Source organism: Carboxylicivirga mesophila (genome assembly GCF_018271975.1).
Taxonomy (GTDB): domain Bacteria; phylum Bacteroidota; class Bacteroidia; order Bacteroidales; family Marinilabiliaceae; genus Carboxylicivirga; species Carboxylicivirga mesophila.
In genome coordinates, this window is sequence record NZ_JAGUCN010000003.1 from 136,346 (window position 1) to 149,706 (window position 13,361).

Consider the following 13,361-nt stretch of genomic DNA (forward strand, 5'->3'; position numbering starts at 1 on the left):
TTTTATTTGTATTTACATTGCTGCTGATTTGATTATTTCGATATCACAATATACTCCCCTGATGTTTCAAAAGTGAATGGCCTGGCTGCTGATAAGTAACCTAAGAGCTCAAACAGGTTGGCATGACTGAAATCACCTGAGAAACGATATTCTTTAACTTCATCATTAAGTATAATAATCCTGGCATTGAATCGTCGTTCCAAAATGCGGGCAATCTGCGCCAGTGTATGGTTATAAAACACCAGCTTACCATCGCGCCACTGCTCCGCACTTTGCTGCTTGTGTGGTTGTATCTGCAGCTCGCCGGTATTCTTATTCAACGTAGCTGCGTATCCGGGCTTCAGAAAAACCGGTTGTTGCTTATTAAATTCTCCGTCCAACTGGATTTTTCCTTCATCCAGTACAGCCTTTATCTCGTCCTCATCGGCATAAGCTTTCAGGTCGAACCTGGTACCTAAAACACTTACTTTCAAATGGGATGTTGTGATCTCGAAAGGTTTTTCTGCATCTTTAGCTACATCGAAGTAACCCTCACCTGTTAGGATAACCTGTCGTTTATCTGCCGTGAAATCTTTTTGAATTACCAGCGATGAGCCGGCATTCAGATCAACTTTTGTTCCATCGGGCAACACAACTTTCTTTGTTTCCCCAACATTAGCCACATACTGAATCAGCTCATTATTCTTATCAACCAACAAATTACGGGCTAACGAAATACCCAGTGCAACCACTAAAATGGCGATGGCACTGTACCATATGGTCATTTGAGGCCGCTTAACTTCTTTAATACCCATCACTCGCTTCATCGTATCTGTCATGATACGTTCATGTGATTGTGATTTGACTTTCGGGAAAAACTTTTGCCAGAACACCTGAAGAACATATTGCTTAGCCACAAATGTTTCATCTTGATTTAGTTCGTCAGTTAATAACTCATGCTCAGCATCATTCAGTTCGCCATTCAATTGTCTGGCCAGTAATCTGTATTTCTCTTCAATATTATCCATGCATCATCCGCTTTGCATATACATGACGCACAGAAACTAAAAATCACTAGTAAGAAATTTAAATTTTTTCAAAAAAAGATGATCTATAGAATTATTAATCTGATATTAGGGCAATTAGCAACCCGACATTGCCAAAAACAGACTTAAAGTTTGCAAGCCCTTTCCATCTTCTTCTTTGTCAATTGACTCACAAATCTTTTTAACGGCTGATGCCACGTGATAGTCAACCGTTTTAACTGAGATATTCAGCAATTCAGCAATTTCCTTATACTTAAGCCCTTGTATTTTAGCCAATGAAAACACCATTTTGGTTTGTGGAGCCAGGTAATCAATCGCCTTATATATCCGCCTTAACTGCTCTTCTTTGAGCGCGGATTCATCAGGTGCATCTATCGGTTCGAAATAATAATGATTGATATCCTCTATGGAAACCACTTCACTGTGTTGTTTGCGCAGATAGGTTATAGCCTGATTCCTTACCGCATTAAATAAGTAACTTTTAATATTAGCTACCTTATCAAGCTGGTGACGTGTCTGCCACACTTTAACGAAGATATCACTCACCACTTCCTCGGCCAAAGGAGAGCTGGCCAATATACCTTTTGCAAATAGATAAAGTGCATCGGAATAGCGATCCATTAAACGGGCAAACTCGAAGTGATTGCCATTTTGGATGAGTGACAGGTTAATATTTTCGCCGGACTGGTCCAAGCTAACTGGTTATATGGGTTAATGCCTCAAAGATAACGGATTTGCTTAGTCATTAACAAACGCGGACTGTAAAACGCAAAAAAGCGCCCTACACTGCAAGACGCTTTCTGCTTATTATCTTATTGAAATCAAATCAGATACTGAAACAGATCTGGTTTCTCATTTAAATATTCAGCAACAAAACCATTTTCTGCCATGCGCTTTTGCAAACCTTCAAAGTCTTCAGGCTTTTGCACCTCAACACCTATGACCACCGGTCCCATGGCCCGGGCTGTCTTCTTTTTGTATTCGAAATGTGTGATATCGTCACCAGGTCCCAGTACTTTATCAACAAACGTTTTCAGAGCCCCTGCACGTTGCGGGAAACGCACTATAAAATAATGCTTCAAGCCTTCATACAGCAGGGATCGTTCTCTAATCTCTTCTGTACGGGTAATGTCGTTGTTACTGCCACTAAGAATGCAAACTACGTTTTTACCAATAATCTGCTCAGCATAAAAATCCAGTGCGGCAATACTCAATGCACCTGCTGGCTCTACAACAATTGCCTCGTAGTTATAGAGTTCTAATATTTTTGTACATATTTTGCCTTCGGGCACAAGAATAAGATCATCCATTACACGCTGGCAGATTGGCAATGTTATATTCCCCACCTTTTGAACCGCAGCTCCATCCACAAATTTATCTATCTCATCCAGCTCAACAACCTCGCCTTTCTCCATAGACTGCTGCATGGCCGGTGCTCCTGCAGGCTCAACACCAATAATCTTTGTATCCGGGGTGATTTGTTTGATATATGCCCCTAAACCAGAGATTAATCCACCTCCACCAATGGGCACGAAGATATAATCGATGGGCTTATCGGTCTGCTCTAATATTTCGAGTCCAACGGTGGCCTGACCTTCGATTATCTGGGGATCATCAAAGGGATGAATAAATGTTCGACCCGTACGTGAACACTCTTCCATAGCTGCATTGTAAGCATCATCATAAGTGTCACCTTTTAACACCACCTCAACATAGCCTTTCCCAAACATCTTGACCTGATTCACCTTTTGCTTAGGCGTAGTGGTGGGCATATATATAAAGCCGTTGATGCCTAGTTTTTTACACGAATAGGCTACGCCTTGTGCATGGTTGCCGGCACTGGCACATACAATACCTGAAGCTACCTGCTGCTTGGTCAGACTCTTAATCTTATTGTAGGCTCCACGTATTTTATATGAACGTACTGTCTGTAAATCCTCTCTTTTGAGGTAGATATTGGAACAATACTGTTCGGAGAGGTTGAAGTTGCGCATCAGAGGCGTTGTTTCAACCACCTCACTTATTGTCTTTTTAGCTTGTCGGACAGCCTCCAATGTTGGGTAATAATCCTTAAAAGCTGCTATTCCGTTTTTTGTTGTCATTTTGTTGTTGGGATATTTTAGTCTGTAGTTATTAGGGAGTAGTCAGTAGTAAAAAACCTGTCAGGATTTAGCATCCTGACAGGTTTAAATTTAATTCTTCTTGATGCAATTAGCGAGCCAATCACCTACTTCCGACGTCTTACTGGCTTTGCCGTCCCGGGCTATATCCTCGGTTACCACACCGGCATCGAGTGATTCATTGACAGCATCACGCACCGCTTTTGCCTCGTCAAGCAAGTCAAGCGATTCCAGAAGCATAGCAGCTGATAAGACTGTAGCAATTGGATTGGCAATGTCTTTACCAGCCGCCTGTGGGTAGGAACCATGGATAGGTTCGAACACAGAAGTATGAACACCAACTGATGCTGATGGCAGCAAGCCAAGTGAACCAGTGATAACTGAAGCTTCATCGCTGATGATATCACCAAACATATTCTCTGTGACCATTACATCAAATTTCTTCGGCCACTGTATTAATTGCATTGCAGCGTTATCAACAAACATGTAATCCACCTCTATATCTTTATAATCAGCTTCCATAGCTTGAGCTGTTTCGCGCCACAGGCGAGAAGTAGCCAGTACATTGGCCTTATCCACCACAGTCAAACGCTTATCGCGCTTACCGGCATAAGAGAAAGCCAGCTTCAGGATGCGCTCGATCTCTTCTGTTGTGTAGGTACACGTGTCAAAGGCCTTTTTCAAATCCTCTGAGCGCCCTTTCTCACCAAAATAGATACCGCCAGTCAACTCACGTACTACTACAAAATCAGCGCCTTCAACAATATCCAGACGCAATGGGCTCTTATCTAAAAGAGATGGGAATGTAGTTACCGGACGGATATTGGCGTATAAACCCAATTTCTTGCGCATAGCCAGCAAACCTTGTTCAGGACGTACTTTAGCCTTTGGATCGTTATCGTACTTAGGATCACCGATGGCCCCAAAAAGCACGGCATCAGAATTCATACACACTTCATGCGTTTCATCCGGATAAGGATTTCCTACCTGATCGATGGCCGTAGCACCAACCAATGCATTTGTGTAGTTTACTTTGTGGTCAAACTTACTGGCAACAGCATCAATTACTTTCTGTGCCTGTGCCACTATCTCTGGTCCGATGCCGTCACCCGGCAAAACTGCAATATTAATATTCATAGTACAAAGATGTAAGTATCAAGTATCAAGATGATTTATATAACGCATCATAGTTACTGCTAAAGAGTCTTGCGTCATATGTCTTGCTACTTGCGTCTTATTAATTTATTATTTTCAAATTTCCGTTTTCAATCAGGTTAAGCATCTTAACAGTTGCTTTAATCGCCGCTTCCGTCTGGTCAGCATCCAGACCACGCGTCTTAAATAGTTTGCCTTTAAACTCCCATGAGATAACTGTTTCCACCAAGGCATCTGTCTTTCCGCCTGGTGGGATGGTTACGATGTAATCCTCCAGCACCGGGTGGTTTTTGCCCAGTTTCTCATAAATCTTCCAGATGGCATGCATAAAGGCATCGTACTGCCCATCGCCATTGGCTGTTTCCTGGTAAACCTCACCATCTATTTCGATACTCACGTTGGCCAGTGGCATCAAACCTTTGGTCAATTGCAAGCTGTAATTTTTTACTTTAATGTGCTCTTTGATAGAAGAACTCTTAAGCACATCTGATATAATATAAGGCAAATCTTCGGTAGTAACCGTTTCTTTTTTATCACCCAGCTCAATAACACGCTCCGTTACCTTCTTCATCTCCTCAGAAGAAAGGTCAATGCCCAGTTCTTCAAGGTTTTTAAGAATATTGGCCTTACCCGATGTTTTGCCCAATGCATATTTGCGTACTCGTCCAAACCGCTCAGGCATCAGGCGGTTGAAATACAGGTTATCCTTATTATCGCCATCGGCATGAATACCTGCACATTGTGTAAAAACAAATTCGCCCGTCAGCGGTTTATTGGTTGGTATGCGAATACCTGAAAAGCTTTCGACCAGCTGACTTACCTTTGTGATCTTAGCCTCTTGGATGTTTGTTTTAACGCCCAGCTGATCATTGACAAGTCCAACAACACTAGCCAAAGGTGCATTCCCAGCTCTTTCACCCAAACCATTGATAGTTGTATGAATGCCCTGAACACCTGCTTTAATAGCGGCATATACATTAGCAACCGCCAAATCATAGTCATTGTGGGCATGAAAATCGAGATGCAGGTTTGGATAACGCGTGATGATAGAAGAGCAGAACTCTTTTACCTGATCCGGGTTTAAAATACCCAAAGTATCGGGCAGCATAAAACGCTTGATGGATGAATTCTGTAACTGATCCAATATGAAATAAACATAGTCGGGTGAGTCAATCATCCCATTCGACCAGTCTTCCAGGTAGATATTTACATCAATATCCATTTCTTCAGCAGCCTGCAAAACCTTTCTGATATCCGCCACATGCTCCTCTGGGGTTTTGCCCAACTGTCCGGTAACATGCTTCAACGACCCTTTGGTCAGCAGATTGATGACTCTTCCTCCGGCACTTTGTATCCATTCAAGAGATGTTCTTCCATCAACAAAACCCAGTACCTCAACTTTGTCAAGCAGACCTTTTTTCGCGGCCCATTCCGTAATTTTCTGCACCGCCCGGTATTCGCCATCACTGACTCGCGCCGATGCTACTTCTATCCTGTCCACCTTTAACTCTTCGAGCAGCATGGTCGCCATGGCCAGCTTCTCCGATTCGTTAAACGACACCCCGGTAGTTTGCTCGCCGTCGCGTAAAGTGGTATCCATTAGCTCTATAGTCATGTAATCTTTTGGTTTTTGTGGTTATTGGTTTTGCAATCTGTTCAGCCAGCTTTTCATCATTCCGACCCCGTTCGGCGATGGCGCGCCGAACGGTAGTCGAGATGACTTTCTATCTATTATCAAACTCTGCTAAACATTAATCAGCTGTTGTTCTACTAGAACTTAACAGCCTGTGCTTCGTATGCTTCGATCTCCTCGCTCAGGCTTAATAAATAGTCGATATCGTCGTAGCCATTCATTAAGCAGTTTTTCTTGTAGGAGTTAATTTCGAAACCTTCTGACTCTCCTGTTGAAACATTAGTGATGGTCTGATTCTCCAAATCTATCTTCACTTCTGCCTTATTATCAGCATCAACAGCCTTGAATAATCCAGCTAAGAATGCTTCAGACACCTGAACAGGCAACACCCCATTATTTAAAGAGTTACCTCTGAAGATATCGGCGAAGAAACTGGAAACAACCGCTTTAAATCCATAGCCGGCAATTGCCCAGGCCGCATGCTCACGACTGGAGCCACTTCCAAAGTTTTTACCCGCTACCAATACAGTACCTGAGTAGGCAGGATTATTTAATACAAAATCTGCTTTTGGTGAACCATCTTTCTCATATCTCCAATCGTAAAACAGGTTATCACCAAAACCATCTTTGGTAGTTGCCTTCAGGAATCGGGCCGGTATAATCTGGTCTGTATCCACATTTTCGATTGGCATTGGCACAAACGAAGTCTGCACTGTTACAAATTTATCTATTGGCATATTTCTTCCTCCTGATTATAAGTTAAAGATGGTACGTGGATCAGTTACAACACCCGTTACTGCAGCAGCAGCGGCAGTTAACGGACTAGCCAGCATGGTACGCGAGCCAGGTCCCTGACGGCCTTCGAAGTTGCGGTTCGATGTAGCCACCGCATACTTACCTGCCGGAATCTTATCATCGTTCATCGCCAGACAAGCTGAACAACCAGGCTGACGCAATTCAAAACCAGCAGCTTCCAACTGCTCCTTTAAACCCTCTTCAATGGCTTGCTTCTCAACCTGCTTACTTCCCGGCACAATCCATGCAGTAACACTTTCGGCTTTTTGCTTACCCTTTACAGCTTCACAAAAAGCTCGTAAATCTTCGATACGTCCGTTAGTACAACTACCAACAAAAACATAATCCACCTGCTTGCCTTCCAGTTTATCACCGGCTGCAAAGCCCATGTACTCCATCGACTTCTGGAAAGAACCCTGTGAGCTATCTTCAATGGACTCCAGCGTAGGAATATTCTCACACACCTTGGCGCCCATGCCTGGGTTAGTGCCATAGGTAATCATCGGCTCAATATCGGCGCCATCAAATGTCAATTCCTTATCGAACTTAGCGTCTGCATCAGTCACCAGGGATTTCCAATAAGCCACTGCCTTATCCCATGCTTCACCCTTAGGCGCCTGTTCGCGTCCTTTGATGTATTCAAAAGTGGTTTCATCGGGTGCAATCATTCCACCACGAGCCCCCATTTCAATACTCATGTTACAAACAGTCATGCGGGCTTCCATCGACAAGCTACGAATAGCTGAACCTGCAAACTCAACAAAATAGCCGGTTCCACCACCTGTTGATAACTTAGAGATGATGTAAAGGATGATGTCTTTTGATGTCACTCCTTTGCCCAGCTCGCCTTCAATGTTAATGCGCATGCTCTTTGGCTTAGGCTGCATAATACATTGTGTTGCCAAAGCCATCTCTACTTCACTGGTTCCGATACCAAATGCAATGCTACCAAATGCACCGTGTGTAGATGTATGGCTATCACCACAAACAATGGTCATACCCGGCTGGGTTATACCCAACTCAGGACCTACCACATGTACAATGCCATTATAAGGATGATTCAATCCATACATGGTAATGCCATTCTCCTCACAGTTTTTCTTCAGTGTTTCCACCTGATGACGCGATAGCTCATCTTGGATGGTTAAATGCTGATTAACCGTAGGAATGTTGTGGTCGGGTGTAGCAATCACCTGCGATGGACGTGCTACTTTTCCTCCTCTGGCCTTTATACCACCAAAAGCCTGCGGACTCGTTACCTCATGGATGAAGTGACGGTCGATATAAAGAACATTAGGTCCGTCGTCAATCGTTTTGACAACGTGACTGTCCCATATTTTATCAAATAATGTTTTTCCCATATTTTTTTAGCTATTAGCTGCTGGCCATGAGCCGTTAGCTTATTTTTCAGGCACTTGACGACCTCTTCTGCCTTCTGCCTATTAACTACTGACTAATCTCTTATTATCCGATTTTTGAGATGGCATCTAAAAACGCTTCAACCGAGGCTGTTATGATATCTACATTAGCAGCGAAACCATAATAAGTATGTCCTTTGTGCTCAACCTGCACATGCACTTTACCTAAGTCATCACTACCACGCGTTATAGCCTGAATCAGGAATTCTTCCAGATGCACCTTACGTTTCACCAGGGCTTTTACAGCAGTAAAGGCAGCATCAATTGGACCGTTACCTGAAGCTGTTTCGGTAAACACATCACCACTAAAGCTAACAGCAACGGTAGCAGTCGGAATGGTTGAACTTCCTGAAATCACCTGTAATGACTCTAATTTTATTGAGCGATCCTGTTTCTCTTTTTCAGTACCAGCCAATGCCTCTAAGTCCTCATCAGCCACGTCCTTCTTCTTATCTGCCAAATCAAGGAACTGCTGATAGATTTCGTCCAGCTCCGGGCCTTCAAATTCATATCCTAATACATGCAAACGGTGCTTCAGGGCAGCCCGACCACTGCGTGCAGTCAAAACAATGCTCGACTCTTTAACACCTACCTCAGCCGGATCGATGATCTCGTAGTTCTCACGGTTTTTCAACACGCCATCCTGGTGGATACCTGATGAGTGAGCAAATGCATTACGGCCTACAATGGCTTTGTTGGCCTGAACCGGCATACGCATCAAGGTAGAAACCAATCGGCTGGTTTTCATGATTTGCTTAGTATCTATGCCTGTTCTATAGTCCAGGTCGTGATGCGATTTCATGGCCATCACCACTTCCTCTAATGAAGTATTACCAGCTCGTTCACCTAATCCGTTAATGGTTACCTCCACCTGGCGGGCCCCGTTAACAACACCTGCTAATGTATTGGCAGTAGCCATTCCCAAGTCATTGTGACAGTGTGTCGATAGAATTGCTTTATCCACATTAGGCACATTATTCACCAGATAGGCAATTTTAGCGCCGTATTCTGATGGCAAACAGTAGCCGGTTGTATCCGGTATATTAATCACCGTGGCACCAGCAGCAATAACAGCTTCAACCACACGAGCCAGGTACTCATTATCTGAACGACCGGCATCTTCGGCATAGAATTCTACGTCTTCAACAAATCGCTTGGCGTATTTAACAGCTTCCACTGCACGTTCTACAATCTCATCTTCGTTAGAATTTAATTTGTATTTAATGTGATAAGGTGATGTACCAATACCCGTATGGATACGACCTCGCTTGGCAAACTTCAAAGCATCGGCAGCCACTTCGATGTCCTTTTTGACAGCACGCGTTAAGGCACAGATAGTTGGATTCTGAACAGCCTTAGAAATCTCGACCACCGAATTAAAATCTCCGGGGCTCGAAATGGGGAATCCAGCTTCAATCACATCCACGCCGAGCTTCTCGAGCTGACGGGCTACTTCTATCTTTTCAATAGTGTTTAACTGGCATCCCGGCACTTGCTCGCCGTCTCTTAAAGTGGTATCGAATATATAAACTTTATTATCCATGATTAATGTTTTATGTGTTTTCCGAATTCCTATCCCCTTCGGATTTTGTTTTGTCTGCGACAAAACAGCTATCAGCAATAGCTGCTAGCCATTTACATATCACAAAAGAATTAAGCTGTCGGGATTATCTACAATCAGATAATCCCGACAGCTTGCATATTATTGGTTTTCTGGTCTCAACTTACGAACAGCAGCACCTGCCTGCCACATTTCTGAATCACGTAACTCTTTCAATTCAGCCTCTAACTTAGGGCGGTAATCGGCCTGGCTGTTAGAGTCGATTGAGCGTTGCGCCTCGTTACCGGCAGCTACTTCGGAATACAACTTCTCAAACACTGGTTTAGTCGCATCACGGAAAGGCTTCCACCAATCCAAGGCACCACGCTGAGCAGTGGTTGATGTATTGGCATACATCCAATCCATACCGTTTTCAGCTACTAACGGCATCAAGCTCTGAGTTAATTCCTCAACTGTTTCGTTGAAGGCCTCTGAAGGTGTGTGTCCATTGGCACGTAACACCTCATACTGAGCAGCAAAAATACCCTGGATACATCCCATCAAAGTACCACGCTCACCTGTTAAGTCAGAGTATACTTCGCGTTTGAAATCAGTCTCAAACAAATAACCTGAACCAACCCCGATACCTAATGCAATAACACGGTCTTTGGCTCTACCGGTAGCATCCTGGAAGATGGCATATGAAGAGTTCAGGCCACGTCCTTCCAGGAACATACGACGCAATGAAGTACCTGATCCCTTTGGTGCAACAAGGATAACATCCACATCAGCAGGAGGTACAATACCTGTGCGGTCTTTGTAAGTAATTCCGAATCCGTGTGAGAAATAAAGCGCTTTACCAGGTGTTAAGTACTTTTTCACAGTGTCCCACATCTGAATCTGACCCGCGTCAGACAGCAAGTATTGGATAATTGTTGCTTTTTCAAGCGCCTCCTCAATTTCGAAAAGAGTTTCACCAGGAACCCAACCATCAGCAATTGCTTTATCCCATGTTTTTGATTCCTTGCGCTGACCAACAATCACGTTAAAACCGTTGTCTTTCAGGTTGAGGGATTGCCCTGGACCTTGCACACCGTAACCAATTACAGCAATCGTTTCGTTTTTTAAAACTTCACGTGCTTTTTCCAATGGGAATTCTTCCCTCATTACAACGTTTTCTTCAACGCCTCCAAAATTAATTTTTGCCATGATATTATTTGATTAATGTTTGTATTTTAAGCTATTGGCTAATAGTTGACTGCTATCAGCTTTTTAATTTTCTTCTGCCTTTCAACCTCTGACTTCTGCCTAATCCAAAAGACTTTTCTCTTTTTCGAGTTTTTTCAGGTAGTTAGAGAGCAACTCTTCTTTGAGTTTGGTTACTGCAATGCGACCTGAACGAACGAATTGCTGAACACCAAAATGGTCAAGCTTTTCAAACAACTCCTGCGTTTCGCGCTTATGTCCGGTCTTTTCGATAACCGTATATTCTTTGGTCACCTCCAGAATACGCGCACCATACTGGCGAACCAGACGCTCTATTTCATTTCCATTGAGTAAAGACTCCGTTTTTACTTTATACAATGCCACTTCCTGATGCACAATTTCATCGGCCGTAAATACATAGGCTTTAATAACATCAATGCGTTTTTCAATTTGCAACATCAGCTTGTTTACCTGCTCACGTGATGTAAATACCACAATGGTAAATTTATGAATGCCTGGGATGGCCGATTCTGAAGTGGTCAGACTCTCGATATTAATATGACGACGTGTAAACACGGTTGTCACCTGGTTTAGAAGGCCGACGTGGTTTTCAGAATATATTGATAATGTGAATTCTTGTTTCATCTTCTTTAAATGTTGAATTGTCGATTTGGTAATCTGTTAATTTGGTACTACTCAAGGCGAATATCTGAAACTGAAGCGCCCGTTGGTACCATTGGGAACACGTTACCTTCTTTCTCAACCACCACTTCCAATAAATAGGCTCCCTTGTGCTCAGCCATACGGTTTACGGCAGCATCCAAATCATCACGTTCGGTTACTTTTTCGGTAGCTATGCCATACCCTTTGGCAATCACCTGGAAATCGGGATTAATCAATTCGGTTGATGCGTAGCGTCTGTCAAAAAACAACTCCTGCCACTGACGAACCATTCCCAGGAAGTTATTATTCAGTAAGATGATTTTCACATCAGCCTGTGTTTGAAAGATGGTTCCCAGCTCTTGTATAGTCATCTGAAATCCACCATCACCAACAAACAAACATACCGGGCGTTCTGGTTGACCAAGTTTAGCACCCATAGCAGCTGGCAAACCAAATCCCATTGTACCAAGCCCGCCTGATGTTACTACACTCCTGGTTTGTTTAAACTTGAAGTAGCGTGATGCCATCATCTGGTGCTGCCCCACATCAGTTACCATGATAGCATCGTCACTGTATTGCTCGGTCACGCGCCTTATCACTTCTCCCATGGTTAAGCCTTCCTTGGCAGGGAAAAGCTCTGGTTGTATAATTTTTTGTGTTTCAATTTTATCACAAGCCTTAAACTCACTCAACCAGGCCTCATGATTATTCTTTGATACCATATCGGTTAACATGGGTAATGATTCTTTCACATCACCCAAAACCGGCACATCGGCATATATGATTTTATTGATTTCTGCAGGATCTATCTCCAGATGCACCACTTTGGCATTATTGGCATACTTCTGCACGTTACCTGTTACACGGTCATCGAAGCGCATGCCGATAGCCACTATCAGGTCTGCCTCATTGGTTTTAACATTGGGCCCGTAATTACCATGCATACCAAGCATTCCAACGTTCTGTTCAAAATCGGATGGCATAGCTGATAATCCCAGAAGTGTCCAGGCAGCAGGCATACCTGTTTTTTGCAAAAACTCCATCAGTTCGTTTTCAGCACCACCAAGCACTACTCCTTGTCCTACCAGTGCCAAAGGTTTTTTAGCCAGGTTAATTAACCGAACCGCTTCAGCAACCTTATCAAGCTTAACGGCTGTTCGTGGCTTATAGCTGCGTACCTTATTAACCGGCTTGTATTCAAAGTCGAATTGCGCAAACTGTGCATCTTTAGTGATGTCAATCAACACTGGCCCGGGACGACCTGTTCGCGCGATATAAAAAGCTTTGGCTATGGCCTCCGGAATCTCTTCCGCCCTTTTCACCTGGTAATTCCATTTGGTAATAGGCTGCGTGATACCTACTACATCAGTTTCCTGAAAAGCATCGGTGCCTAATAACGGTGAAGCAACCTGACCACTGATGACAACAAGAGGTGTTGAATCCACCATGGCATCAGCAATACCGGTAACGGCATTGGTTGCACCCGGTCCACTTGTAACAAAGCAAACGCCAACTTTGCCAGTGACTCGCGCATAGCCCTGAGCCGCATGAACAGCTCCCTGCTCATGACGTGTTAGAATGTGGTTCAACTTATCCTGATAGTGGTATAGTGCGTCGTACACTGGCATAATCGCCCCACCCGGATATCCGAATAATAAATCTACTCCCTCATGCAACAAAGATTGCATTACGGCTTCGGAGCCACTCATCCGTTTCTTTTTCATTTCTTTGGCTTCCATGGTTGATGTTTGCGTTTGTGTTTCCATAATATTTAGCTTATGGCTGATAGTTACTTGCTAATAGCTA

At 43.5% G+C, this 13,361-nt stretch carries 11 protein-coding genes; all 11 read right to left on the reverse strand.

The annotated features are described in order from the left end of the window. Positions 1-32: 32 nt before the first annotated feature. On the reverse strand, positions 33-1,007 hold the full coding sequence (locus KEM09_RS04270) for a FecR family protein (RefSeq protein WP_212225959.1): 975 nt from the start codon (positions 1,005-1,007) through the stop codon (positions 33-35). A 114-nt stretch (positions 1,008-1,121) separates the two neighbouring features. After that, positions 1,122-1,718, reverse strand: coding sequence for an RNA polymerase sigma factor (locus KEM09_RS04275; protein ID WP_212225962.1), 597 nt, complete (start codon positions 1,716-1,718; stop codon positions 1,122-1,124). Between the two features lie 128 nt (positions 1,719-1,846). Then, positions 1,847-3,127 carry a threonine ammonia-lyase gene (ilvA, locus tag KEM09_RS04280; RefSeq protein ID WP_212225965.1) on the reverse strand — a complete coding sequence of 427 codons (1,281 nt, stop codon included), beginning with the start codon at positions 3,125-3,127 and terminating at the stop codon, positions 1,847-1,849. Positions 3,128-3,217: 90 nt separating this feature from the next. Further along, positions 3,218-4,282, reverse strand: coding sequence for a 3-isopropylmalate dehydrogenase (gene leuB / locus KEM09_RS04285; RefSeq protein WP_212225968.1), 1,065 nt, complete (start codon positions 4,280-4,282; stop codon positions 3,218-3,220). 100 nt (positions 4,283-4,382) lie between these two features. Continuing rightward, positions 4,383-5,915, reverse strand: a complete 1,533-nt coding sequence (locus KEM09_RS04290; RefSeq protein WP_212225972.1) for an alpha-isopropylmalate synthase regulatory domain-containing protein — start codon at positions 5,913-5,915, stop codon at positions 4,383-4,385. A gap of 155 nt (positions 5,916-6,070) precedes the next feature. Beyond that, complete coding sequence (gene leuD / locus KEM09_RS04295; RefSeq protein ID WP_212225975.1) at positions 6,071-6,670, reverse strand: 3-isopropylmalate dehydratase small subunit; 600 nt, start codon at positions 6,668-6,670, stop codon at positions 6,071-6,073. Between the two features lie 15 nt (positions 6,671-6,685). Beyond that, a complete protein-coding gene (gene leuC, locus KEM09_RS04300; protein ID WP_212225978.1) occupies positions 6,686-8,089 on the reverse strand; it encodes a 3-isopropylmalate dehydratase large subunit in 1,404 nt (467 codons plus the stop codon). A 103-nt stretch (positions 8,090-8,192) separates the two neighbouring features. Beyond that, entirely contained in the window at positions 8,193-9,689 is a 1,497-nt protein-coding gene (locus KEM09_RS04305) for a 2-isopropylmalate synthase (RefSeq protein WP_212225980.1), read from the reverse strand. Between the two features lie 159 nt (positions 9,690-9,848). Next, positions 9,849-10,895 carry a ketol-acid reductoisomerase gene (gene ilvC / locus KEM09_RS04310; protein ID WP_212225982.1) on the reverse strand — a complete coding sequence of 349 codons (1,047 nt, stop codon included), beginning with the start codon at positions 10,893-10,895 and terminating at the stop codon, positions 9,849-9,851. A 99-nt stretch (positions 10,896-10,994) separates the two neighbouring features. Next, complete coding sequence (gene ilvN / locus KEM09_RS04315) at positions 10,995-11,537, reverse strand: acetolactate synthase small subunit (RefSeq protein ID WP_212188671.1); 543 nt, start codon at positions 11,535-11,537, stop codon at positions 10,995-10,997. Positions 11,538-11,584: 47 nt separating this feature from the next. After that, positions 11,585-13,321, reverse strand: coding sequence for a biosynthetic-type acetolactate synthase large subunit (gene ilvB / locus KEM09_RS04320; RefSeq protein ID WP_212225984.1), 1,737 nt, complete (start codon positions 13,319-13,321; stop codon positions 11,585-11,587). Between the last annotated feature and the right edge of the window lie 40 nt (positions 13,322-13,361).

What these genes read in the sequence shown, in the direction of transcription:
- KEM09_RS04290 (WP_212225972.1), bottom strand. Translation starts at nt 5,915, where the DNA reads ATGACTATAGAGCTAATGGATACCACTTTACGCGACGGCGAGCAAACT.
- ilvC (WP_212225982.1), bottom strand. Translation starts at nt 10,895, where the DNA reads ATGGCAAAAATTAATTTTGGAGGCGTTGAAGAAAACGTTGTAATGAGG.
- KEM09_RS04305 (WP_212225980.1), bottom strand. Translation starts at nt 9,689, where the DNA reads ATGGATAATAAAGTTTATATATTCGATACCACTTTAAGAGACGGCGAG.
- leuB (WP_212225968.1), bottom strand. Translation starts at nt 4,282, where the DNA reads ATGAATATTAATATTGCAGTTTTGCCGGGTGACGGCATCGGACCAGAG.
- ilvN (WP_212188671.1), bottom strand. Translation starts at nt 11,537, where the DNA reads ATGAAACAAGAATTCACATTATCAATATATTCTGAAAACCACGTCGGC.
- KEM09_RS04270 (WP_212225959.1), bottom strand. Translation starts at nt 1,007, where the DNA reads ATGGATAATATTGAAGAGAAATACAGATTACTGGCCAGACAATTGAAT.
- leuD (WP_212225975.1), bottom strand. Translation starts at nt 6,670, where the DNA reads ATGCCAATAGATAAATTTGTAACAGTGCAGACTTCGTTTGTGCCAATG.
- leuC (WP_212225978.1), bottom strand. Translation starts at nt 8,089, where the DNA reads ATGGGAAAAACATTATTTGATAAAATATGGGACAGTCACGTTGTCAAA.
- ilvB (WP_212225984.1), bottom strand. Translation starts at nt 13,321, where the DNA reads ATGGAAACACAAACGCAAACATCAACCATGGAAGCCAAAGAAATGAAA.
- ilvA (WP_212225965.1), bottom strand. Translation starts at nt 3,127, where the DNA reads ATGACAACAAAAAACGGAATAGCAGCTTTTAAGGATTATTACCCAACA.